The sequence below is a fragment of the Thermoleptolyngbya sichuanensis A183 genome, from assembly GCF_013177315.1.
Taxonomy (GTDB): Bacteria; Cyanobacteriota; Cyanobacteriia; order Elainellales; family Elainellaceae; genus Thermoleptolyngbya; species Thermoleptolyngbya sichuanensis.
In genome coordinates, this window is the sequence record NZ_CP053661.1 from 2,464,232 (window position 1) to 2,488,631 (window position 24,400).

At 57.7% G+C, this 24,400-nt stretch carries 20 protein-coding genes; 13 read left to right on the forward strand and 7 right to left on the reverse strand.

What is annotated here, in order from left to right; all coding sequences use genetic code 11:
- Positions 1 to 51: 51 nt before the first annotated feature.
- From fabD to HPC62_RS10330, 3 genes are all read left to right on the forward strand, one after another.
- Positions 52 to 942 carry an ACP S-malonyltransferase gene (gene fabD, locus HPC62_RS10320; RefSeq protein WP_172355393.1) on the forward strand — a complete coding sequence of 297 codons (891 nt, stop codon included), beginning with the start codon at positions 52 to 54 and terminating at the stop codon, positions 940 to 942.
- Between the two features lie 36 nt (positions 943 to 978).
- Positions 979 to 1,611, forward strand: a complete 633-nt coding sequence (locus tag HPC62_RS10325; protein WP_172355395.1) for a lysophospholipid acyltransferase family protein — start codon at positions 979 to 981, stop codon at positions 1,609 to 1,611.
- Between the two features lie 329 nt (positions 1,612 to 1,940).
- Entirely contained in the window at positions 1,941 to 2,234 is a 294-nt protein-coding gene (locus HPC62_RS10330) for a DUF2288 domain-containing protein (RefSeq protein ID WP_172355397.1), read from the forward strand.
- 201 nt (positions 2,235 to 2,435) lie between these two features.
- Here the strand turns inward: HPC62_RS10330 and HPC62_RS10335 are convergent, their stop codons facing one another.
- The 4 genes from HPC62_RS10335 to HPC62_RS10350 form a co-directional block, all read right to left on the reverse strand.
- Positions 2,436 to 3,023 carry a YdcF family protein gene (locus HPC62_RS10335; RefSeq protein WP_172355399.1) on the reverse strand — a complete coding sequence of 196 codons (588 nt, stop codon included), beginning with the start codon at positions 3,021 to 3,023 and terminating at the stop codon, positions 2,436 to 2,438.
- A gap of 322 nt (positions 3,024 to 3,345) precedes the next feature.
- On the reverse strand, positions 3,346 to 4,398 hold the full coding sequence (locus HPC62_RS10340) for a bifunctional heptose 7-phosphate kinase/heptose 1-phosphate adenyltransferase (RefSeq protein ID WP_172355401.1): 1,053 nt from the start codon (positions 4,396 to 4,398) through the stop codon (positions 3,346 to 3,348).
- A gap of 15 nt (positions 4,399 to 4,413) precedes the next feature.
- Positions 4,414 to 5,670, reverse strand: coding sequence for a hypothetical protein (locus HPC62_RS10345; protein WP_172355403.1), 1,257 nt, complete (start codon positions 5,668 to 5,670; stop codon positions 4,414 to 4,416).
- Between the two features lie 28 nt (positions 5,671 to 5,698).
- Entirely contained in the window at positions 5,699 to 6,445 is a 747-nt protein-coding gene (locus HPC62_RS10350; RefSeq protein ID WP_172355405.1) for a precorrin-2 C(20)-methyltransferase, read from the reverse strand.
- 158 nt (positions 6,446 to 6,603) lie between these two features.
- Here HPC62_RS10350 and HPC62_RS10355 point away from each other — a divergent pair, with 158 nt between their 5' ends.
- The 3 genes from HPC62_RS10355 to HPC62_RS10365 all read left to right on the forward strand — a co-directional run bounded on the left by HPC62_RS10355 (position 6,604) and on the right by HPC62_RS10365 (position 15,343).
- The gene (locus HPC62_RS10355; RefSeq protein ID WP_172355407.1) at positions 6,604 to 8,193 is read left to right on the forward strand and encodes a gamma-glutamyltransferase family protein; all 1,590 of its coding nucleotides are present in this window, start codon (positions 6,604 to 6,606) and stop codon (positions 8,191 to 8,193) included.
- A 308-nt stretch (positions 8,194 to 8,501) separates the two neighbouring features.
- Positions 8,502 to 9,113 (forward strand): chorismate lyase, encoded by a 612-nt coding sequence (locus tag HPC62_RS10360; RefSeq protein WP_205370093.1) that lies wholly within the window; start codon positions 8,502 to 8,504, stop codon positions 9,111 to 9,113.
- Between the two features lie 677 nt (positions 9,114 to 9,790).
- Positions 9,791 to 15,343, forward strand: a complete 5,553-nt coding sequence (locus tag HPC62_RS10365; RefSeq protein WP_172355409.1) for a PAS domain S-box protein — start codon at positions 9,791 to 9,793, stop codon at positions 15,341 to 15,343.
- Positions 15,344 to 15,405: 62 nt separating this feature from the next.
- Here HPC62_RS10365 and HPC62_RS10370 read toward each other — a convergent pair whose 3' ends face one another.
- Positions 15,406 to 15,906: a pentapeptide repeat-containing protein gene (locus HPC62_RS10370; RefSeq protein WP_172355411.1), complete on the reverse strand. Its 501-nt coding sequence runs from the start codon at positions 15,904 to 15,906 to the stop codon at positions 15,406 to 15,408.
- 54 nt (positions 15,907 to 15,960) lie between these two features.
- Here HPC62_RS10370 and HPC62_RS10375 point away from each other — a divergent pair, with 54 nt between their 5' ends.
- On the forward strand, positions 15,961 to 16,137 hold the full coding sequence (locus tag HPC62_RS10375; RefSeq protein WP_172355413.1) for a hypothetical protein: 177 nt from the start codon (positions 15,961 to 15,963) through the stop codon (positions 16,135 to 16,137).
- Positions 16,138 to 16,153: 16 nt separating this feature from the next.
- Here the strand turns inward: HPC62_RS10375 and pheS are convergent, their stop codons facing one another.
- Positions 16,154 to 17,155 carry a phenylalanine--tRNA ligase subunit alpha gene (gene pheS, locus HPC62_RS10380; protein WP_172355415.1) on the reverse strand — a complete coding sequence of 334 codons (1,002 nt, stop codon included), beginning with the start codon at positions 17,153 to 17,155 and terminating at the stop codon, positions 16,154 to 16,156.
- Positions 17,156 to 17,484: 329 nt separating this feature from the next.
- Here pheS and surE point away from each other — a divergent pair, with 329 nt between their 5' ends.
- From surE to HPC62_RS10410, 6 genes are all read left to right on the forward strand, one after another.
- Complete coding sequence (surE, locus tag HPC62_RS10385; RefSeq protein ID WP_172355417.1) at positions 17,485 to 18,324, forward strand: 5'/3'-nucleotidase SurE; 840 nt, start codon at positions 17,485 to 17,487, stop codon at positions 18,322 to 18,324.
- A gap of 742 nt (positions 18,325 to 19,066) precedes the next feature.
- Complete coding sequence (locus HPC62_RS10390; protein ID WP_172355419.1) at positions 19,067 to 20,002, forward strand: MBL fold metallo-hydrolase; 936 nt, start codon at positions 19,067 to 19,069, stop codon at positions 20,000 to 20,002.
- A gap of 82 nt (positions 20,003 to 20,084) precedes the next feature.
- A complete protein-coding gene (locus tag HPC62_RS10395) occupies positions 20,085 to 21,086 on the forward strand; it encodes a bifunctional riboflavin kinase/FAD synthetase (protein WP_172355421.1) in 1,002 nt (333 codons plus the stop codon).
- Complete coding sequence (locus HPC62_RS10400; RefSeq protein WP_172355423.1) at positions 21,083 to 22,225, forward strand: glycosyltransferase family 4 protein; 1,143 nt, start codon at positions 21,083 to 21,085, stop codon at positions 22,223 to 22,225. Before HPC62_RS10395 ends, HPC62_RS10400 begins: the two co-directional genes overlap by 4 nt.
- A 165-nt stretch (positions 22,226 to 22,390) precedes the next feature.
- Positions 22,391 to 22,990: a J domain-containing protein gene (locus HPC62_RS10405; RefSeq protein WP_172355425.1), complete on the forward strand. Its 600-nt coding sequence runs from the start codon at positions 22,391 to 22,393 to the stop codon at positions 22,988 to 22,990.
- A gap of 65 nt (positions 22,991 to 23,055) precedes the next feature.
- The gene (locus tag HPC62_RS10410) at positions 23,056 to 23,328 is read left to right on the forward strand and encodes a DUF3143 domain-containing protein (RefSeq protein WP_172355427.1); all 273 of its coding nucleotides are present in this window, start codon (positions 23,056 to 23,058) and stop codon (positions 23,326 to 23,328) included.
- Between the two features lie 237 nt (positions 23,329 to 23,565).
- On the opposite strand, the gene HPC62_RS10415 is transcribed toward HPC62_RS10410, so the two are convergent.
- Positions 23,566 to 24,378: a YdcF family protein gene (locus HPC62_RS10415; protein ID WP_172355429.1), complete on the reverse strand. Its 813-nt coding sequence runs from the start codon at positions 24,376 to 24,378 to the stop codon at positions 23,566 to 23,568.
- Between the last annotated feature and the right edge of the window lie 22 nt (positions 24,379 to 24,400).

Consider the following 24,400-nt stretch of genomic DNA (forward strand, 5'->3'; position numbering starts at 1 on the left):
AGAGTTCTGATCACAGTTTGGATCACGGTCTTGATCACTAGGCGTTGAAATATGACAAAGACAGCGTGGGTCTTTCCTGGGCAAGGGTCGCAGGCAGTTGGCATGGGGGCTGACCTATTTGACCTGCCCGCTGCTCAGCAGCGGTTTGAGCAGGCGGCGGAGATTTTGGGCTGGTCGGTGCCAAAGATTTGCCAGAGCGAAGACGACAAGGTATCCAAAACGCTCTACACCCAGCCCTGCCTCTACACCGTCGAGAGCATCCTGGCAGATTTGCTGCTGGAAAGGGGGCTACAACCTGCGCTGGTAGCGGGTCATAGCTTGGGTGAATATGTGGCACTGTACGCGGCGCAGGTGTTTGATTTTGAGTCGGGCCTGCGGCTGGTGAAGCGCCGGGCTGAGCTAATGGATAGCGCGTCCGAAGGGATGATGGCGGCGCTGCTGGGGTTTGACCGGGCGCAGCTCGAAGCGGCGATCGCCCAAACGCCGGATGTCGTGCTGGCAAACGACAACAACGACGGTCAGGTGGTCATTTCGGGAACGCCGAGCGCCGTGGAATCCATCATGTCTGGGGTCAAGTGCAAGCGGGCCGTCAAGCTCAACGTCAGCGGCGCATTCCACTCGCCCCTGATGGCGGAGGCGGCAGCAGAATTTCGCACGGTGCTGGATAGCGTGGCGTTTCAGACGGCTCAAGTCCCCGTCTTGTCGAACGTAGACCCCACGCCCGCCACCGATGCTGCTGTGCTAAGAGACCGCCTCGATCGGCAGATGACGGGTTCCGTCCGCTGGCGCGAAATCTCCCTCCAGCTTTCCCAGGCAGGCATCGAGCGGGTTATCGAAGTGGGCCCTGGTAAGGTGCTGACGGGTATTATCAAGCGCACCTGCCCGGACGTAGCGCTGGAAAACGTGGGGGCGATCGCCGACATCGAGCGCGTGGCCGTGTGATGCCGCTGAACTCCCCGTCAACCCAACAGTCCTACCATGCGCGATCGCGAACCCCCGGTCAGCCTTGCCCTCTACCACCTGTTCAAATGGTCGGTGGTGGCACCGATGCTGCGGTTTTACTTTCGCGGGCGGGTCTATGGACTGGAAAACGTCCCCCAGCGCGGGCCGCTGATTGTGGTGGCAAACCATGCCAGCGACTTTGATCCGCCGCTGCTGTCGTGCTGTGTGCGGCGGCCCGTGTCCTACATGGCCAAGGAAGAACTGTTTCGCGTGCCCGTGCTAAAGCAGGCGATCGCCCTCTATGGAGCCTATCCAGTAAAGCGGGGTTCGGCGGATCGCAGCGCCATTCGAGCGGCCCTGCATCAGCTTGAGCAGGGCTGGGCGGTGGGAATTTTCCTCTCTGGCACGCGCACCCCCGACGGCCGCATTCCCGACGCCAAGCTGGGTGCGGCGATGATTGCGTCTAAGGTGCAAGCTCCCCTGCTACCCGTTAGCCTCTGGGGTACAGAGGCAATTCTCCCCAAGGGCAGTCGATTTCCCCGCCCAGTACCCATTACAGTGCGAATAGGACAGCCCATTCAGCCGCCAGCGGGCGATCGCGCTGCCCTAGAGCAGGTCACGCAGCGCTGTGTAGAAACAATTCATGCAATGCACGACCTGGGGCGGTAAATTTATGTTAAGAATTATAAATAAAACTCGGATTGGGCTGAGAAAGTCCAAGGGTGAGGGTTGGAATCTGAAGTGCTTAGGGGCTTGCGGTTTGCACTCCTAAGTCCAAGCCACATTTGGAATGCGGGGCTTTACATTGCAGCGTGCAGTGCGACGAACATGACATGATTTGTACTTTGAGTCAGATCTCAGTAAAGTCTTAAGGTCTTAAGGTCTACAGAGAAGGTCTATAGAGTTTTTGTAAGGGAACCGCCCGATTTTAGGGGAATCTCATCGAACTGCGGTCTATAGAACTAGACCAACCATGTTGAGTAGCGAGGGTTGTCAGAATGCAGGATTTGCGGGCAGAGCTGGCGGGCACGATGGGCGAGGCAGAGTGGGACTGGCTCATGCCCCATGCGGAGCGGAATGCGCTAGTGCTGGTGGCCACAGGTCTGGATTTGCTGGATGTGGGCGTGGCGATCGCCTCGGATCACACCACAACGGTGCAACGATGGATTGACGAAGGACTGATCCAAAAACCCAGCCCTGAGCAAATCAAAACCTGGAACAGCAGTCGCAACAAGCGATTCAACGCGCTGATTTTGCAGCCCTACGTACTGGTGCAAGACGTGTTGGCGTAGGGATGAATTGGCGTAGAGATGATGGGATTAAGGGGGTATATCCCACTTTTACAACCCTCACCCTAAATCCCTCTCCCAAGGCGGGAGAGGGACTTCCAATCCGGCTCCCTTTCTCCCGCTTTGGGAGAAGGGGCTGGGGAATGAGGGCAACCTTGCACAACTGGGATGTGCCCGATCAAGGCGACCGATTTCTGGCTGAGGCTAGTCTCGAAAGTAGCGGCCTAGCGTCGCGCCCGTGTGCCCCGTCGTCACCCACAGCACGGCTCTGGCGGCATCTCGCACCACCTTATCAGTCGTTTCGGCAGGCTGCGTCGAAGGCACTTCCACTGGCTTAAACTCGATACCCCGGCTGCCCAAGACGATTTTGCCAATCACCCGGGCGCGGCGCATATGGTAGTCAGACGTAATTAGGTAAATGCTGCTGATCCCCTGGGCCTTAAACTCATCTACCAGCGTTGTGAAGTTGGTGAGGGTATCCACTGCTCGATAGTCCAACCGGAGGCGATCGCGCTCAATTCCTGCCTCCCTAAACACCCATTCCGCATATTCTGGATTGCTGCCCGACGAAATCCAAACGGGCAGATCGGGATGCTTTCGAGCAAACTCTGCTGCAAACTGCTCTCGCGCCGTTGACCCACCCAACACCAGCACCGCCTCTGGCTCTCGCAGCAAAGTCCTGACCTCCTTGAGCGCAATATAGCCCAGCCCCAAAACCAGGGCAAAACCCAGCAGTTTGGCAAGCCCAAATTGCCGCTGGCGACGACGAGTGGTAGGAAAGATAGAAGACATGGCGCAGCGTAATCCAAATCCGAAGCAATCTTACTTGAGAGAACCCTTAAAAGGTAACCAGCTAAACCTTTTTCCGCAATCCCAGTGGGCATGGGAACTTGCCTCACCGCACTTCATGGGTGCGATTTGGGCGATTGTCTCTTCGCAGACGGTGACTCCGCAGACGGTGACTCCGCAGATGGTGACTCCGCAGACGGTGACTCCGCAGACGGTGACTCCGCAGACGGTGACTCCGCAGACGGCGACTCAAGTGCTTACACTCTATCGCATCACTTTAGGGCAGATCCCAACAGGCCATAGAAATCTTTCGATTATTAGCGGGTTACTTGCTGGCTTCCACCAGGCTCCGGAGGGCAGCTTTCATTTCCGCCACGCTGGTCGTAGCTGTACCAAATTGACGGACGACAATGCTGGCGGCCAAGTTGCCCAGGATCGCCGCTTCTACGGGTGTTGCGCCGACGATTAGCCCGAGCGTCAGCGCCGCCACCACGGTATCCCCCGCGCCTGTCACGTCAAACACGTCCGTCCGGTTAAACGCAGGAACGTGGTGCTGGGAACCGTCCTGGCTAAACAGGCTCATGCCCTCCTCGCCGCGAGTAATCAGCATGTGCTGGGCGCGGGTCAGACGCAGCAGGTCGGCTCCTGCCTGGGCAAGGCGATTCCCGGAAGGAGCGCTTCGCGAATCGCCCCCTGTAATTCCATAGCCCACGGCTTTCTCTGCTTCCGGCAGATTGGGCGTGAAAACCGTGGCTCCAGCAAAGCGATGCAGGTCGATCTGGGTATCCACGACACAGAGAGAATGCTGCAAGGCGGCCTCGATCACCGGGGCACTCAGCACGCCGTCGCCATAGTCCGAACAGACCACCGCGTCTACGGTATTGAGGTGCTGCCGAATATAGTCCGCCAGCGCCAACTGCAAGTCTGGATCAGCGGGCGCGTCGGACTTGCGATCGACCCGCACGATCTGCTGCGTCACAGACTGACGAGCATGGCCGGAAATGCGCGTTTTGGTGACCGTGGGGCGATCGCCGTCCAGCAAAATGCCGCCTGTGTCGATGCCTGCCGCCTCGAAAATGCGCCGCAGCACTGCACCCTGCTCGTCTTTGCCCACCAACCCGACGGCCTTGACCTGCGCCCCCAGTTTCGCCAGGTTATAGACCGCGTTTGCGCCGCCGCCGGGAATTTGCCGCGTCTCCTCGTGCCGCAGGATCAGCACCGGAGCCTCCCGCGACAGCCGCTCCACCTGCCCCGTCAGAAACTCGTCTAGCGTCAGGTCACCCGCTACCATGACCCGCGCCTCGGTAAACCGATCCATTAGCGCGTTCAGTCGGGGGGCGATCGCCCGCAGGTGTTCCAGAAACGCTGCCTCTACCATGCGCTTGTCTCCTCTCTAGCTGGCAGGCGACGGAGCGGGCACAGGCAGGTCTGGGCAGCGCTCATTCTTCTGCGAATATTTCACTTCAAACAAATAGGGACGAGTTTCGCCTGTGGTGTTTTCAATTGGGCGAGTCCGCACGACGGCGATCGCATCAGCGTTCAAAATGCCGTAGCCAGAACTCCGCAGCAGCGTCGGCGGCTGCACCTGCTTGCCTTCGGCATCTACCACCACACCAACCACTGCCGACGGCACTTTATCTTCATCCAGCTCTAGCTGAAGCAGGCAAGCATTCAGCGGCAGTTCGACCGCAATCTCGCGGGGGCGCACCGCATCGGGATCGGGAATTTCCACGCCAAGCTGCTCAAACCAGGCAATGTAGGCCAGATTCGCCTCATCGGGCTTCGTCCCCTGGGGATTGTAGGCAAACAGTTCCGGGCGATCGCGCTGGAGGGCTGCGAGCTGCTGAGCAGGCGACAGAGCAGGTGCGGTCGGGGTTGGCGAAGCCGCTGGAGAACTGGGAGCCGCCGGAGAAGCCGCAGGACTGGGCGCTGGGGAGGCCTCGACCGTCGGAGAAGCCGCCGGACTGGGCGAGGCTGTGGGGCTGGGCGAGGCCGCAATCGACGGCGCAGGCGAGGGGCTGGCAATCACCGACGGCGGCGTGGGGAACAGGGGCGAATTGTTTTGGGAGCCAGAGGGCAGCCGCAGCGAGGGCCCATCGATGGAAAACTCTGGGTCTAGCGATGGAATTGACGGAGAGGGCGAGGGCACAAGCGACGGAATCGACGAGGGCGCGGACGATGGGGGCAGCGTAAAGGTAGATCTAGGCGGCAGCGTCGTCCGGGGGCGGCTAGTGGCGCTAAAGCGAGGACTGAGGGACGACAAGGGCGGCAAGGGCGGCGCAGGCGGCACAAAGAAGGGCGGCAGCGCAGAGGGCGATCGCCCCGTTTGCCCCGGCAGCGGCGACAGGCTAAAGGACGACCCCGGCGCGGGCTGCGGCAGCGTCGTAGAAGGATTCGAGAAGGTGGGCAATTCCAAATTTGGCTGGGCAAAACTGGGAACGCGGCTCAGTTCCTCCGGCGTGAGTTGCACCAGCGACACAGGCCGCTGCACCTGTCGCTCGGTCGGCAGCTTTTGCCCCGGCAAAAACGGCAAAAACGCCCACAGCAATAGATGCGCCCCTACTGAAGCCAGCGCCGCCCAGAACAGCGGCTCCTGCGACCACCGTTGCAGCCAATTTTCGGGATAGGGTTCAGCAGAGTAATACGTCATACGCGCTTCGTCGAAAGCCTCTGAAATTTTAGCGTAGGGAGGTCAGAGTGGGGGTCGGCAATTGCTGATCTGTGCCACACTTCACCAACAACAGCGAAAAATAGGGCAGCTTTAGCGAAGGGCGATCGCGCAAGTCGGCATGGATTACCTGCGTGGGCTGGCTGGCCCGCTCGACCACGTAACTGTGCTGAAGCAGACCGCGCCGCTCCAGCACAGGCCAGACTTGTTCGTACACTGAACTCACTTTCATTAAAACCAATACATCCGCCGTATCCAGCGCCGTTTCCAAATCTGCAACGGTGTATAAAGCGGGCAGCACCACCAGCCGCTCGGCCCGCACAGTCAGCGGCAGACCCAGCGCCGCCGCCGCCGCCATTGGAGAGCAGATGCCAGGAATCGTCTCTACCTGCGCTTCGGGGTGTTGCTGCATCACGGTCTGCGCCAAATAGGTAAAGGTGCTGTAGAAGCTGACATCACCTTCCGACACAAACACCACGTCGTCGCCCTGCTGCAAATAGTTCCAGACCTGTGCCGCAGCCGTTTCCCAGGCTTGCCTCAGGGTCGCCTCCTCCTGCACATAGGGAAAGTCCAGCGCCAACTGCACCTGGTCTGGCCGCAGCCACTGCGCCACAATCTGCTGCGCTACGCCCTGCTTGCCCCCTAGCCCCGCCGGAAACGCCACCACGGGCGACGACTGCAACAGCCGCAGCCCTTTCACAGAAATGAGTTCTGGGTCGCCGGGGCCAGCGCCCACGCCGTAGAGGGTACCTGTCATAAAGGAGATTGGGAGTTTGGGAGGGGGGTGAGATGATGGGGGGAGGAAACGAGGAGAGCCTGCTGTTCTCAACGCAACTCTCTCCCTATCATGCTATCCAGCATGACGCTTCGTTCTATTTCCCTGACCCACTAGATTTCCTACTGCTAGGCTTCCGCATGACCCTCACTCACTATCCCTATCCCTCCGGTCGTCGCGTCATTATGGGGCAGCGATGCGCGATGGCGACGAGTCAGCCACTAGCCACGATGGCGGGGGCAGAGATGATCTGGGCAGGGGGGAATGCGGTGGATGCGGCGCTGGCGATGGCGATCGCCCTGACGGTCGTAGAACCCACCTCCAACGGCATTGGGGCGGATGCGTTTGCGCTGGTGTGGGACGGGCAACTGCACGGGCTGAATGCGTCGGGGCGGAGTCCCCAAGGGCTGGCGCGGGCAGACTTTGGCGACTCGGCTACAGTGCCGCTGTGTGACTGGCGGGCGGTGACGGTGCCGGGGGCGGTGTCGGGCTGGCGATTGCTCTGGCAGCGGTGGGGCCAGATCCCCTTCGAGCAATTGTTTGAACCTGCGATTCGCTATGCGGAACAGGGCTTTCCGGTGTCGCCAGAGACAGCGCGGGCATGGCAACGGGCAGAGCGGGTGTTTTTGCCGCTGCAAGGGAAAGAATTTGAGCCGTTCAAGCGGGTGTTTTTTGCGGGCGATCGCGCTCCTAGAGCGGGCGAAATTTGGCGCAGCGAGGGCCATGCCAGAACCCTGCGGGCGATCGCCCAATCCGGCGGCGAGGCATTTTACACCGGCGAGTTGGCCCAGAACCTCACCCGCTTTGCTGCCAGCACGGGCGGATTTTTGACGCTGGCAGATCTGGAAAGTCATACCGCCGACTGGGTTACGCCAATTTCGACGACCTACCGCGACCTGACGGTGTGGGAACCGCCGCCCAACGGCCAGGGCATCGCCGCACTGATGGCGCTCAACATTCTGGAAGGCGTTGACCTGGGGCGCTATCCCCGCGATTCGGCCGACAGTTTCCATTGGCAAATCGAGGCGATGAAGCTGGCCTTTGCCGATGCCTATCGCTACGTTGCCGATTCGCGCAGTCTGGAATTTGACCCGGCGCGGCTGCTGGACAAGGGCTACGCGGGCGATCGCCGTTCCCTCATTGCCGACACCGCCCTGCCCCTGGCAAAACCCGGCATCCCCAAAGGCGGCACGGTGTTCCTCGTGGCTGCGGAACCCGACCTGATGGTGTCCTTCATCCAGTCCAACTACGAAGGCTTTGGCAGCGGCATCTTAATCCCCAATACGGGCATCGCCCTGCACAATCGCGGCGCGGGCTTCACGCTGGAACCAGGACACCCCAACGACTATGCCCCCAGCAAGCGCCCGTTTCACACGATTATCCCCGGCTTTTTGACCCGCAACGGACAGCCGCTCGGCCCCTTCGGCGTGATGGGCGCACCCATGCAGCCCCAGGGCCATGTGCAGGTAGTGGTGAACTTGACCGACTACGGCATGAACCCCCAAGCTGCGCTGGATGCTCCCCGCTGGCGCTTCCTGCGGGACAACCAGGTGCTGCTGGAACAGGCCGTGCCGCCTTCTGTGGTGCGAGCGTTGGGCGATCGCCATCATGCAGTCCAGGTCAGCGCCGAAGTCAGCCAGTTTGGTAAAGGGCAAATTATCTTGAAGCACGGCAGCACCCTGATCGCCGCCACGGAACCCAGGGCAGATGGCGTGGCGATCGCCCTTTAGGAAGAAGGGAGAAGAAAAAACGAAGAACGAAGAGCGAAGAACGAAGAGCGAAGAACGAAGAACGAAAAGGGTTGGGGTATTTCCGTCTGTCCATCGCCTCTGCAATTCACGTTATTATGCAAGTACAAGCTTAAAGTTTTGTAAACGACTGCGCTTGGGCAGCCACTCGCGATTGTCTCAGGAGGCAACTGCACTAGAGCCAGCGCCATCGTCACGGGTTGACAGCAGTGCTAACTATTTGGCAGCTAGCCGGCCGGTCGTTGCTCCGCTTTACTAGCCCGTCCCCCCACTCCTACCCTTAACGCGCCTTGACTCCAGCCATCAAGCCTTCCCAACGCCCAACCCTGCCCACTGCCTGGCACGCCCTAAATCCGCTCTGGCAGGGTGGAGAAGATGTCGTGCAAAAAGGCTTGCCCCATCACCAACTGGCTCCGGCGTGGCAAATGCTGCTGCTGGGAGACGGTTCCCCCACCCGCCACTTGCAATTGCTAACGGGCGAACCAACCGAGGTGGACGTGATTGATATGTCGCTGGTGGGCATGGATCATGACTATGCGCCGGAGCAACTTTCCGTAGTGCCAGGGCCACGGGTGCGGCGACAGGTGTGGCTCCGCACCGCGTCGGGGCAGCGCCTCGCCTATGCTACGTCCTGGTGGAACGCTGAGCATGTGGATGAATATCTGCAAAATCGTTCGCTGGGGATCTGGGTCAACCTGACGCGGCTCCGCACCGAGCTATATCGGGATGTGCAGGGCATTTACTACGGGCATTCGTCGAGTTTGGAACTGGCGTTTGGCGAAGCGGGGCCGTTTTGGGGGCGGCACTATCTCTTCTGGCATCACGGACACCCGATTACGCTGATTTACGAAGTGTTTTCGCCCTATCTCAGGCAGTATCTGGGCCCGGTGCGCCATGTTTAACTGCCATATTTAACTTTGAATCGGCATAGCAAGGCTGTTGCTGTTATGCGTCCCCAAGCCAGCCCTTAGGCTAGAAGAAGCGCGATCGCCATCAGAAGGCCGCCAAGCAGAACTCAACCCCACAAAACGGAAGGGATTGCAAATCGAACTGTTTCTCTACGCAATGTTTCAGTTGTGGAAGGATTGCTCGTCCCGTTAGGCTTGCAAATAATCCTGGTGCTTTTGGCAAGCAAAGGTTTCTGGCTACAAAATCTGGCTACAAAGTTCAGCTACAAAGAAAACTAGCTACAAAGAAAAACAGATCCTTAACCTTTCTAGCTCAGCGATACAATCTGGGTGACTGAGCGCATCCTTGAATAGTGAGGAGTACGGTTTTGCGTCGTATGTGCATCGTATACGTGGCGATACCTTGCACAAACCTCTTATCCCAGCCTTATTTGTTTGTCATGATGATGCCTGATCGGTCGCGGCGCTTACTTCCTGAGACAGATGTTTCCTGTAGCGTAAGCAAAGGACATAACACTGAAGGCTTTGATGAAATAGAACCGACCATAGAGCCGACTACAGAGCCGACTACAAAACTGGATCAAGGGACAGAAGCGCTTCATCGCTTAGCGGCTTCTTTTGACCCACAAAGCTGGATTCTGAAAACTCGACATGAAGAGTTTGCTGCTCATTTGCGCTGTTTCCTCCAGCAGGTCTGTGAAGCGGGCGAGTGGGCGCTGGGAGTCTGCTGGCTTCCCCAAGATCCTCTAGAACATCAGGGATGGGCGGCGAGTTGGATCAGGCCGCTGACGGCGCAGGACGGTTCGGTAGAGCCAGAGGTGCCCGCTGTGCCCACTTTAGATATGCCAGTTACAGAAGGTGTGTCGGTTACAGATCTGCCCATCACAGATTTACCAGTCGTAGATCTACCAATCACAGACCTGTTGGGACGTGCAGGTGTGGCGCTGCTGGAGCGGGCGTGGAACCATCGACAGGCGGAATGGATCGTGGATCTGACGAAGCGACCTCCGGAGGCGCGAGAGGAATCGCCTGTGCCTGCGACGCAGCCGAATCCAGCCGTAGCCCCAAGCCTGGCTCCAAACTTGGCTCAAAACTTGGCTCAAAACATCGCTCTAACCGGAGTTCCAAACTGGCGATCGGCGCTGGCGGTGCCTGTGATGGAGAGCGATCGCCCGTTGGCAGTGCTGCTGTTCGCTAGTCGAGATGCACGGGACGAAGATTCTCAAGTCGTGCAACTGATGAGGGCGATCGCTGCTCAGCTAGGTGCAGTAATCCAGGTTCGCCAAACGGAAGCAACCCTGCGGCAAAATGAGTCCCGATTTCGCGCCGTTTTTGAACACGCCAACATCAGTATTGGCATGACAGCGCTGGACGGTCGCATTATTGATGTCAACGCAGCCTCGACCCAGCTCTTTGGCTATAGCCGAGAAGAGTTCTATCGGATGAACTTCAAGGACTATACCCATCCAGAGGATTTGGAGATCGACCTAGACCTGTTGCAAGACATGATCGAAGGGCGGCGCAATCACTACCAGCTTGAAAAGCGCTACATTCGCAAAGACGGGAGCATCTTTTGGGCAAACCTGACGGTCTGTGCTGTGCGCGATGAGCAAGGGGCGCTGCAATTTACCTTTGCCATTGTGGAAGACATTACTAACCGCAAGCAGGCCGAAGATGCGCTGCGCCAGAGCGAAACTCTTAACCGCAATCTCCTGAGGGCGCTGCCGGAAATGCTGTTTATCGTTGATCGGCAGGGCACTTGTCTGCATATTCAAACGGAGCAAGACGATGATTTGGTGTGTCCTCTAAGTGACCAACTGGGTCGGCAGATTGAGGAACTGTTGCCTGCTGAGGTCGCGCAGTCGATGATGCGGGCGATCGCCCAGGCAGCACAAACCGGAACCGTGCAAACCCTGGAATACAGCCTGCTGCTGCAAGGCGAGGAGCGCTGCTTTGAGGCTCGCATTGCCGACTGCGGCCCAGAGTCGCTTCAGAGCAGCAATCAAATCTTGGACAACCGGCTGGGCAATCTGTTTGCCTGTTCGTTAAACAGCCCGACGGGTTGCCAAGCCTCTGACCCAATTTTCATTGTCAGCGTGCGAAATATTACCCAGCGCAAGCGCACTGAGCGGGCCCTGCGGGAACAAGAGGCGTTTCTGAGGCTGATTATCGACAATATTCCCCAGCACGTTTTCTGGAAAGACTGCAATCTCATCTATCGCGGCGGCAACCGCAACTTTGCCCATTCCGCCGGATTCGAGCGTCCAGAAGACCTGGTGGGAAAATCTGACCACGACCTCTGGCCTACTGACCAGGCGGATCGCTACGTGGCGAGCGATCGCGAAGTGCTGGCAACTGGACAGGCCAAGCTGCACATGGTTCGCAAAAAGGTGCTGGCTGACGGCCGCGAGATCTGGCAGGATGCCAGCAAGGTGCCCATTCGAGATGCCGACGGCAAGATTATTGGCATTCTTGGCTCCTACGATGACACCACCGAGCGCAAGCAGGCCGAAGAAGCCCTGGCCCAGCGAGAGCAATACCTTGCAACGCTGGTGGACGTGCAGCAGCAGTTGCTCTCGCTGGACAATCCAGCAAAAATTTATGCTCTTGTCTCCCAGCGCCTAGGACAGATTTCTGGCACAAGTCGGGTCTACGTGTTTGAAAACAGCCGCGACTCGGACGGCAATTTGCGGATGCACTATGTGCATGAATGGTGCGCCGAGGGAATCTCTCCCAACATCGACCGACCGCTGCTCAAGGGATTGCGCTATCTCGACTATTCTACCCAGTTTGAACAGGTCCTCTCCGAAGGGCGACCCTATGCGGGGATTGTCGCGGAACTGTCTGCCTCGGAGCGGGCCGTGCTAGAGCCGCAGGGCGTGCTGTCGCTGCTGGTGTTGCCGCTGCAGGTGAATGGCGAGTTTTTTGGGTTTATCGGCTTTTCAAATTGCGTAGAGGCGAAAGCCTGGACGGCGGCGGAGGTGGGTTTGCTGCGGGCGGCGGCGGCGGCCGTTTCCCTGGCCTTGGAGCGGGCCCAGGCGGCAGAGGCGCTGCGTCAGAGCGAGTCCCGCTATCGGCTGTTGGCCGAACACGCCACTGACCTGATTTCTGTCCATGCGCCCGATGGCACCTATCGCTATGCCTCCCCGGCTTGCCAAGCGCTGCTGGGCTATCGTCCAGAGGATTTGGTAGGGCGATCGCTCGCAGATCTTCTGCACCCCCAAGATTGCGAAAGTCTGCTCAACACAGCGCTTCCCCAGTCTCCCTCGCAGTCTCCGCCGCAGTCCCCGTTGCAGTCTCTCTTGCTAAATCGTGGGCCCGTGGTCTATCGCATTCGCCATGCCAAGGGTCACTATATATGGTTTGAAACGCGCAGCAAAGCGCTCTGCGATCCCGCCACGCAGCAGGTTCTAGAAATCATCGCCGTTTCCCGCGACATCACCGAGCGCAAGCAGGCGGAACAATTATTGGCAGGGCAAAAGCGGGTTCTGGAAAAAATTGCGACGGGTGCCGACCTGACAGAAACGCTGAAACTGCTGCTCCAGGTGATGGAATCTCAAGCAGACGGGCTGATTGGCTCAATTTTGCTGCTTGATGCAACAGGGCAGCGGATCGAAGGCGGTATCACCAATAGCCTGCCCGATACCTATGTCGAACAGCTCATCGGCGTGCAAATTGGCCCAAAGGTGGGTTCCTGCGGCACAGCAATGTATCGGCGATCGCCCGTGATTACCCCTGACCTCTACCAAGACCCCCTCTGGGAAGACTATCGCGATTTTGCACGGCAGTTTGGGCTGGTGTCTTGCTGGTCGCTGCCCATTCTCTCCTCCCAGGGCAGTGTCTTGGGCAGCATTGCGATTCACAGCCGGACGCCGCGTACCCCAACCGCCACCGACTGGTCACTGCTGGAAATTTCTGCGCCGCTGGCGGGCATTGCCATCGAGCAGGCGCGGGCGGATGCGGCCCTGCAAGCCGCCGAAGCCAAATATCGGGGCATCTTTGAAAACGCGGTGGAGGGGATTTTTCAAAGCACCCCCGATGGGCAATATCTGATGGTCAACCCGATGCTGGCACGACTGTATGGCTACGAGTCGCCCGCCGACCTGGTGGCGAATTTGACCAATATCGGGCAGCAACTCTATGTAGATCCGCAGCGTCGGGCAGAGTTTGTGCGGCTGATGCAGACCGTGGGCACGGTTCAAGGGTTCGAGTCGGAGGTGTATCGAAAGGATGGCAGTATTATCTGGATTTCGGAATCGGCGCGAGCGCTCTACGATGCGGCAGGAAACCTGATCCGGTTTGAAGGAACCGTGGAAAATATCACCCGACGCAAGCGGGCAGAATTGGAACTGCTGAACCGCGACAATCTGTTGCAGGGGGTTGCCCAGGCTGCGAACTGCCTGCTCACCCATGAGGATTTATCGACGGCCATTTCCGAGGCGATCGCCATTCTGGGCACGATGGCCCGGGTTGATCGGGTGTTTATTGCCGAAAATCATCCCCACGAAACGACGGGTGAGATGGCCATGAGTGTCCGCTATGAATGGGTTCGCAAAGGCACAGTCCCCTGCCTGTCCGACTGGCAAAATCAGCCCTACGCCGCCCACGGTCTAGGTCGCTGGTATGAGCAGTTTTTGCTAGGCAAGTCTGTGGGAGGAATCGCGCGAGAGTTGCCTAGGGTTGAGCAGGATGTACTAGCAGCGGTTCGTGTGCTGTCTTCGCTGATGGTGCCGATTTTTATCGAAGATGAGTTTTGGGGGTATATCGGGCTGGATGACTGTCATGCTGAGCGGCAATGGTCTGCAAGCGACGAATCCAGCCTACGGGCGATCGCCGCCAGTTTGGGGGGCGCGATCAAGCGTCAACGCACCGAAGAGAAAATGCGCTACCAGGCCTTTCATGACGCGCTGACAGGTCTACCCAACCGGATGATGTTCAACCGCCATCTGTATCTCATGTTGGCCCGCTCCCGCCGTGGAAAAGAGCCGTTTGCCGTCGTTTTTCTAGACCTGGATCGGTTCAAGACCATCAACGACACGCTGGGCCATACGGTGGGCGATCGCCTGCTGGAACAAGCCACACAGCGCCTCACCTACTGCCTGCGCGAAGAAGACATCATCGCCCGCTGGGGCGGCGACGAATTTACCCTGCTGCTGCCCAATCTAAAATCGCCCCAGGATGCCAGCCGGATTGCTGAACGCATCTCGGAGAACCTGCGCCCCCCCTTCTACGTCGATAGCCACGAGCTACACATCACATGCAGCATGGGCATTGCCCTGTTTCCAGAGCACGGAACCGATGCCCAAACCCTGCTGAAAAATGCCGATGCCGCACTCTACCTTGCCAAAGGGCACGGACGCGACAATCATCAGTTCTATACGCCCGCGATTACCAGCCAGTCTACGGAACGTCTCGCCCTCGATAGCAGCCTACACTACGCGCTAAAGCGCCAGGAATTTACCCTCCACTATCAGCCTCAGGTCAATGTCCTGACGGGGGAAATTATTCAGATGGAGGCACTACTCCGATGGACTCATCCCAAACTTGGGCTAATTTCACCCCAGACTTTTATCGGGCTAGCAGAAGAAAATGGGCTGATCGTTCCCATCGGGTTTTGGGTTCTCCGCACAGCCTGTCTGCAAAACAAACAGTGGCAAGAAGCTGGATTCGGCCCGCTGCGAGTGGCGGTAAATCTATCCGCACGACAGTTTCAGCAGCCTAACCTGGTAGGTGCGATCGCCAGCATCCTAGAAGAAACGGGATTGCCGCCAACCGGCCTGGAGCTAGAGATTACCGAGACGGCTGCGATGCAGAATGTAGAGTTCACCACCACACTGCTGCACGAGTTACAGGATATGGGCGTGCGGATTGCAATGGACGACTTTGGCACAGGCTACTCGTCGCTGGGCTATCTGAAGCAATTTCCGCTCAATACACTGAAAATCGACCGATCCTTCGTTAAAGATGTGACGGCCAACCCAGACGATGCGGCAATTGTGGCGGCAATTGTGGCGCTAGGCCAGGGGCTGAACTTGAACGTCGTCGCTGAAGGCGTAGAAACGATAGACCAGCTCGCCAAGCTGCGATCGCTCCAGTGTGAAGAAATGCAGGGCAATCTCTTCAGCCGTCCGCTAGATGCAGCGACTGCCACCCAATTTTTGCAAAAGAACCAGCCCCGCAGCAACCTCCAGCGGTTCTGTCAGCCGTTCGATCGGTCAGGCTAAAGAGCAATTTGGTTAGACGGCGGCACTGTCAGCAAGGAGCTTGAGAAATCCGCTGGAAAGCTCTACTTGCACCCCAGCGATTCTCGTGTATCAGCGCCAGTCACCGGGTTTATACCTGATGCCGTTTTGCATAGATGAAGCACTTGCTCTCGATCCAGCATGGCAAAGGTAAAATCGGCTCCGTCCACCTTCGCACCCTTGAAGTTACTTTTCAGCAGCATGGCAGAAGTCAGCACGGCATTGCTCAGGTCGGCTCCTGCAAAATTGCTGAGGTAGGCAATCCCATCGGTCATGTCGATTCCTTTCAGGTTGGCCCCCGTAAGCGTGGAACCGTTGAACACAGCCCCGCGCAGGTCAGCACCGCTGAAGTCTGCTCCAGCAAGCTGAGCATTGGCAAATTCGGCTTGAATCAACTGTTGTCCTGCAAAATTTTTGGTGGTGGCTTCTACGTCGTCGTAGGCGCGGATGGCAGCAGAACTCGCGGCGATCGCCCCCTGCGGCAGCCCCATCAGCCCCACCCACAGCCCAAACACCAGACTCAGCAACGCTCGAAGTAAACGCATGGTCGTTTTAGAAATTCACACTCCCAACGTTAATAAACGTAACATTCTGCCGCCATGTTTTGGCAGCCCACTTCAACAGCCCGCTGCAACAGCCCGCTGCAACAGCACAATCTGACCGCACAATTTGGACAGCATGGCAGGTTGGATAGCATGGCAGGCACAGCAAACTCGACGGCGCAAGTTCGACGGCGCAAGTTCGACGGCGCAAGCACGGTTCAACCGCCAACTTAGACCATGACTTGCCAGACTAAAACTGCCGCAAAAAGCGCAGATCGCTCTTGTAGAGGTCGCGGATGTCGGTCATCTGGTGCAGCACCATCGCAAACCGCTCTACCCCGAAGCCGGCCGCAAAGCCCGTGTAAATTTCCGGGTCATAGCCAACCGCTTTTAGCACGTTGGGATCGACCATGCCGCAGCCCAGCACCTCCAGCCAGCGTCCCCGCCAGCGCACGTCTACCTCCGCCGATGGCTCCGTAAATGGGAAGAAACTAGGCCGAAACCGCACCTCGATCTCGCCAAACATCTCTTCCAAAAAGGTCTTGATCGTACCGCGCAGGTCGGTGAAGGTCAGCCCCTCATCCACCGCCAGAATTTCAATCTGGTGAAACACCGCCGAATGAGTTGCATCTACCGTATCGCGTCGATAGACCCGCCCCGGAGCCGCCACGCGAATCGGCGGTTCGTTCGCCTCCATATAGCGAATCTGCACCGAAGACGTGTGGGTTCGCAGCAGGTTGCCATCAGGCAGATAGAACGTATCCTGCATATCCCGTGCCGGGTGGTCAGCGGGCGTATTGAGCGCCTCAAAGTTGTAGTAGTCGGTTTCCATTTCGGGGCCCTGGGCCACGGTATAGCCCAGACCCACAAAAATATCGAGCGCCCGGTCAATGGTGCTGGTTAGGGGATGGTTGCGCCCTTGGGGCCGGAACGTTCCGGGCATGGTCACGTCCAAGGTTTCCGCGGCCAGTTGGGCCTCAATTTGGGCCGCTTGCAGCGCCGCCTTTTTCTGATCCAGCCCCGTTTGCACGACTTCCTTGACCTCATTGGCCAGGGCCCCAATGCGGGGACGCTCTTCAGCGCTCAGCCGCCCCATGCCGCCCAGCACTTGCGACAGGCTGCCCTTTTTGCCCAAATACTTGATCCGGAGTTGTTCTAAATCTTCGAGGGAAGCAGCAGCGGCGATCGCCCCTTCGGCTTCTTGCTGCAACGTCGTCAACTGGGTTTCTAGCTCTACCAACTGGGTGGTCATACAGGTTGTCTGGCGGGTTGTTCTGAAAGGAATGTCTGAGGAATGTCTGAAAAGGACTGGGGAGAAGTCGCCCAGAAGAACCAGGAAAGAGGAATCTCTTCGAGCCAGTCTTCAAGAGCAACAGTCGGCGTAGAGCTACAATCCCTACTCCCTTAGTTTACCGATAGTTTACCGAGCTTCATCCCTCAACGACCCACCTCCCCACAGGATCGCCCTCTACAACAGAAGCATGGCGCAAGCGGAGAATAGCAGAGGAAGAATAGTAATGGATAAGCCAGCCAATCGCTTTCATAATTCTGAATGGGCCCACCTCAATCAAACCACCCACTATGCACCTCTTAATCAGCAACGATGACGGAATTTTTTCTCTAGGAATTCGCACCCTGGCAAACACCCTTGCCCAAGCAGGGCATCAAATCACCGTCGTCTGCCCCGACCGAGAGCGATCGGCCACTGGGCATGGGCTAACCCTCCACAAACCGATTCGGGCAGAGCAGGTCGAAGGTATCTTCCAGCCTAGCGTCATGGCCTGGGCCTGTTCGGGCACCCCTTCTGACTGCGTAAAGCTGGCGCTGGGAGCGCTCCTCAACACCCCCCCTGACATGGTGCTATCGGGCATCAACCACGGCTCTAATCTGGGCACAGACGTGCTGTATTCAGGGACTGTTTCGGCGGCAATGGAAGGCGTTATCGAAGATGTAACTGGCATTGCCTTCAGCCTCACCAGCTTCTCCTCAAAAGATTTTCAGCCTGCTGCCAACTTTGCCCAGCGGCTCGTTGCTTACTTAGCCGCCAACCCGCTGCCCCAGCCGATGCTGCTGAATGTCAACGTGCCCGCTGTGCCTGTCGAAAAAATTGCGGGCGTAGCCATAACTCGACAGGGACTCCGGCGCTACATTGACCAGTTTGAAAAGCGAATTGACCCCAGGGGCAAAACCTATTACTGGCTGGCGGGCGAGCTGTTGGAAGACGTGCCGCAGCCAGACCTAGAACTGGTGGTGACTTCGCAGACCCGGCTCGGTGAAGCCAGCGGAACATGGCTGAATCAAATGATGACCGATGTCCAGGCCATTCGCCAGCACTACATCACCATTACGCCGCTGCAATATAACCTTTCCTGTGCCCACGGTTTGCATCATCTCCGGGATTGGACATTATCGGTTGAATAATGAGTCAAGCTCAGCCCTAAGCCAGGCTACAGTCAGTTGGCCAGCAGTCACTCGGCCAGTTTGGCAGAGATGGGGGCAAATGCAGCAAATGCAGTATGGGATCGAGGTGGATAATCGGTTAGCCAAAGAACAGCACTCGTTTCTTGACAAATTTCAATCAAATTTCAAACAAAGTTCAAAAGTTCGTAGAATCTGAATTTTTTCTATGAATTGCGGATGTCAGCTTCAACTGAATGAAGCATGATGAACGAGCCAGTCGCAAATTTCCACCCTCGCGGGCAAAACCCCAGTGCTGCACCGATGCTGAAAGTTTTTTGGTTTTTTGTGAATTTGGTTCTATGAATTTGCAGCAAACAAAATTTCTTGTGAGATTAGAGCAATGTCATGATGAAGAGGGAACTCTAGGATTAAGGATGCAGCCGGGCGGTCTTTCCCCCTTTACAATAGGGTCATAGGCTGGTGAGTGGTGTGTTGAGCCTGGTTTACCTCCAAATGGCTCGATCAGAGGTACGGTGCAAACTGGGTGAAACATTTTTGGGGCCTTTGGCGCAGGTAGCACAGGAGTAATGCCGGATGCTTGCTGCATATTGTCAACACTGCCGATGCTACCTGGGGCTGCATTCTCAAGCCGCCAAACGCCTGAAAGCCATCTATCAAGAGCCGAAGCATTCACGGATGAAAGCGCCATGCAACGAGAAGGTCTTGTTTGGCAGGGCCAATGTCAGTCCAGTAAGAACCACAAATGTCTAGCGTGAAAAACCAGTTTACGATTCATTTCTGGGGTGTGAGGGGCAGTATTGCCTGTCCTGGCGCAGAGACGGTGCGCTATGGGGGGAACACTTCCTGTGTGGAAATGCGCGTCGCTGGAGAGCGGCTGATTTTTGATGGCGGTACGGGGCTGCGAGTGCTGGGGCAGTCTTTGCTGCGAGAGATGCCGCTGCGAATCAATATGTTCTTTACCCATTCCCACTGGGATCACATCCAGGGCTTTCCGTTTTTTGTGCCAGCCTTTGTCAAAGGCAATAAGTTCAATATTTATGGGGCGATCGCCCCCAACGGCTCCACCATCGAGCAGCGGCTTAATGACCAGATGCTGCATCCCAACTTCCCTGTGCCGCTGCAAATCATGGGGGCGGATATGAACTTCTGCGACCTAGAGATTGGAGAGTCGGTGCAGGTGGGGGACGTGCTGGTAGAAAACGCCCTGCTAAACCATCCGGGCGAGTCGGTGGGGTATCGCGTCAACTGGGGCGATCGCGCGGTTGCCTATATCACCGACACCGAGCATTTTCCCGATCGGCTGGATGAAAACGTCCTCTGGCTCTGTCGCAACGCGGATGTCATGATCTACGATGCCACCTACACCGACGAGGAATACTACTCGGAAAAATCCAGCAAAGTTGGCTGGGGACATTCGACCTGGCAGGAAGCGGTGAAGGTTGCGAAGGCAGCGAACGTGAAGAAAGTCGTGATTTTCCACCACGACCCGCTGCACAGCGACGAGTTTATGGATCGCGTCCAGGAAGACACCCGTAAGCATTTTCCCAACAGCATCGTTGCCTACGAAGGGCTGGAGATTGACGTACTGGCAGAGGCAGCAGCATCCGCAGCATCCGCAGAATCAGCAGACACGACTGACGGCAAGCCTGCTGCTTCGCAAGCCAGCATTTCTGCCTGAGTCCGAGATTAGCTCCAGCCTTTGGCAGCAGATACAATCCAGGTTCCACCTCGCTCAGCCGCTTTATGTCAGAATGTAAAGCGTGTGGATCACATCCTGCTTAGAGACGGTAAAAACCCCGACAGTCGTTGCCCTAGGAAACTTTGACGGCGTTCACCCAGGGCATCAAACTGTGATTGAACCTGTTTGGCTGGCCGCGCAGCAGTTTCGGGCAACTTGCGCTGTGGGTTCTGGCGCGATCGCCCCTGTTCCGACCGTTGTGACATTCCACCCCCACCCCCGCGAGTTTTTTACGGGCAAGCGCCGCGATTTGCTGACTCCGCTGGCGGAAAAGGTGGCTCAACTCAAACCCCTTGGGGTCGCGCAACTGGTGCGGCTACCGTTCGACCATGACCTATCGTGCCTGTCGCCAGAGGCATTTGTAGAGCAGATTTTGGTGCGATCGCTGGCGGCACAGGAAATTAGCGTGGGCGAGAATTTTTGCTTTGGGCATAAGCGGGCGGGCACGGCGGAAGATTTGCGGGCGATCGCCGCTCGGTACGACATTCCCGTTCACATCGTGCCCATGTATACGCTGGACGGCGAGCGGGTCAGCAGTTCCACCATCCGCGACTATTTGCAGCAAGGACTTGTGCGGCCCGCTGCGCGGCTGCTGGGGCGACCCTACATGCTCGTCGGCGACGTGGTGAAGGGGCAGCAGTTGGGGCGATCGCTCGGCTTTCCCACTGCAAATCTGTGCCTGCCCGAAGAAAAGTTTTTGCCCCGACTGGGCGTGTATGCGGTTCGAGTTTGGGTTCAGAATGAGGCTTTTCCCAACGCCTTAGTCCTCCCGCCCGCAGACCCAGCAAGGCAGCCGCAGCCCGGCGTGATGAACCTGGGCTATCGTCCAACGGTAGACGGCAGCCAGCGCCAGGTGGAAGTTCACCTGCTGGACTGGGCGGGCGATCTGTACGGCAAAACGCTGGTGGTCGGCCTAGAGGCATTTCTCCGCGCTGAGCAAAAGTTTGATTCCCTCGACGCGCTGAAGGCGCAAATTCAGCAAGACTGCGACCAAGCGCGATCGCTCCTCACCACGTCCCCATGACCTCCCAAATCCTTTCCGACTGTTCCGCTCTGCGGCTGCTGTTTCTTTCGACCCCGGTTGCGCCACTGGGCACAGGGCTGGGCGGCGGCGTGGAACTGACGCTGTACAACCTGGCAATAGAGATGACCCAGCGGGGACACAGGGTGCAAATCGTCGCGCCGGAGGGTTCCCAACTGCCGCAGTCTGCCGACGCGGCCCCAGTGGCGATCGCCCAGATTCCTGGCAAGCTGCAAACCAGTGCCCAGACCCAGCACTATACCGACCCGATTACCCTACCGCCAGAGTCGGTGCTGGGCAACATGTGGGACTATGCCCGCCAAGCGCAGCACGACGTTGATGTGCTGGTGAACTTTGCCTACGACTGGCTGCCGCTTTACCTCACGCCCTTTTTTCAGCGGCCCGTGGCCCATCTGATCAGCATGGGATCGTTGTCAGCGGCGATGGATGCTGCCATTCAGCAGGTCGCCCGCATGTTTCCGGGCACGCTTGCCGCCCACAGCCACGCCCAGGTGGATACTTTTCCAGATGCAGGCGGATTCCGCGTGCTGGGCAACGGCCTGGATCTGTCACGCTACGAGTTTTGTGCCGAGCCAGAGAATCGACTGGGCTGGGTGGGGCGACTGGCTCCCGAAAAGGGTCTGGAAGATGCGATCGCCCTCGCCGCACAAACCCAAATTCCCCTCTCGGTGTGGGGGGCGATGCCCGATCCCGCCTACTGGCAGCAGATCCAGCAGCGCTATCCTGATGCGCCGGTCGAGTACCGGGGGTTTCTCTCAACCGAAGAATTGCAGCAAGACCTGGGCCGCTGTCGGGCGCTGGTCATGACTCCTAAATGGGTCGAGGCATTCGGCAATGTGGCTGTGGAAGCGCTGGCCTGCGGCGTACCCGTCATTGCCTACCGCCGGGGCGGCCCGTCGGAAATTGTCACCGATGGGGAAACGGGCTGGCTGGTGGAGCCGGATCAGGTTGCTGAACTGGTGGCGGCTGTTGACAAGCTGGGGCAAATCGACCGGGCGGCCTGTCGCCGCCGCGCCGAAGCTCACTACTCGAAGCAGGCGATGGGCGATCGCACGGAGCAGTGGTTCCGTGACCTGCTTCAAAAGCGTTCTCCTAGCGCGATCGCCCAGACATTTGGTTAAAATTGGTTAAAAATATGAGCTTAGGACTTACGCAATTGGACGATTTCTGGCGGGCGCAGCCCGCGAGAAATCGTCCAAAACCCAAAAAGTCTCACCGCAAGTGCGTAAGTCCTAGAGCTATACGAACTAAAAATTAGGGGCTGCTCCAAAACCGGAGGATTTACAGTGCCAGGGCAATCACCCGATGCGACCTATCCCACGCCACCATCCACCAACTATTACACTATTCTGGGGCTGCGCCATACGGCATCGGTGCAAGAGATTCGTCGCGCCTATCGAGACTTGAGCAAGCTCTACCACCCAGATACGACGGAACTGCCGCCCGACGTGGCTACGGCCAAGTTTCACGCCCTCAACGAGGCCTACGCCACGCTGAGCAGCCCAGAGCGCCGCGCCGCCTATGACTTGAAAAGCGGCTATTCCCGCGTTTCGGTCATCCAGACCCCGGCAAATTTCAATCGTCCCGTTTCCGAAGCCCGCCGCTATCGATCAAGCGCTTATCTTGATCCGAGCGATCGCCCCCTGTCTGCGGGTGAGCTATTTGCCCTGTTCATCTTGGGAGTTACCTTTGTCGCCTGCCTGCTGCTGGTGCTGGCGGTGGGCGTTTCGCGGGGCGAGTTTACCATCGCCAGCCTCAAGTCCGAGCGCTTGGTCGAAATTATTCACCAGGCCACAGCCCACTCTGCGGTTTCTCCCCCCGATGTCTCCAGTCATGCGCCAGTGGACTTTGACCCGGAAGCCCCGAGTGATGCCGTGATGGAGTGACGCAGGCATTTTTCTCGCTGCTTGATCCCTTTTATTCCGCATATCCCCACACCTCACACCGCCTTATGTCCCTCCCCCCTGCCGATACGCCGCTCTATAATCATCCGCTGCCCGAAATTGAGCAGTGGCTCATTTCGCAGGGCTGCCAGCAAGACCGCGACAATTTGCATTGCTGGTATGTACAAAAGCCTCAGTGGGAAGCAGAAATTGTGATGGATGTAGACTCCATTGCCGTTCGCTACATTGGTGCGGGCGAAAACGGGCAAGATCTGGTGCGATCGTTCAAGTATTCTCTAAGCCGTCGAGACTTGGACGAGGCAATTTTTGTTGGGCCGTGATGCATTGGGCTGTGATGCATTGGGCCGTGATGCAGGCAAAATGCAGGCAGGATGCCGAAGGCGACGCAAGCGGAAACGCGACGGACTTCTGCAAACCCATCGCGTGAATTAGCGCGTTATTTGGCGCTCTAAATTAATCAGCGCTCTAATTAATCGGTTAATCAGTTAATCAATCAATTAATCAATGCTATAAGCGGCGCAAGGCGAAGACTTCGGTCTGCTGGTGCAATGGCTGGCCTAGTTTGGGGCGATCGCACATCCCCGCTCCCGGACTTTTTCCAGCAGTTCAGGGGGCGGATTTTTCAGTGCATCGGGCGAATCTGGGTGAAACCGTCCCAGCAACAGGTAGCTGACCAGGGCGGGATATTCTCGCAGCGCTAGGAGCGATCGCCGTGCAGACGGAATGGGCGCAGTTTCAGCATGGGGAATAACCGAGAAGCCGTAGCCCTCAAAGGTCAACGTTGCCCGCTTCAGATGAGCCGGATCGGTGATCAAGATAATCGTCTTTACGCCTTGGGGCCCCAAAATGGTCGCCGTTGACTCGGCTTCGTCCTTGGTAGTGCGGGCACACCGCGTCGCTGCGAGAACCGATAGCGGAATGTTTTGTTGCTCAAGCAGTTCCGCGATCTCCTCCATATTGTGCTCCATCGTTACAAAGATCCGGGGCGATCGCCCTTGCTTGTAAAGATCCACAGCCGTCTCATAGCGTCGCCCCTCATCGCGAGAATTGCGCGTCAGCACGACAATGGCATCAGCAGTTTGTCCCGAATCAGGGGGTAGGGCAGTTACCAGTGGATAGGTGAGCGCGGCGGCACCCAGCGGCGAAACCATCAGCCAATACAGCACCAATGCGCCCATCAGCAGGCGCTTTAGAGATTTTCGCTGCCGAATCCAGTTTTTTGAACCGGGGATGAGCCTAGGAACGACCCACAGCAACGCCAGCAAGATGACGAATAAGAGCGTGACTTTCGCTGGATTGGTGAGTAAATCCACCAGTTCCCAGTTCAGATTTGTCCAAAATCGTCCAAGGATTCCGCGCAGGTTTGACATGGTTCACTCCAGAAAATTACGG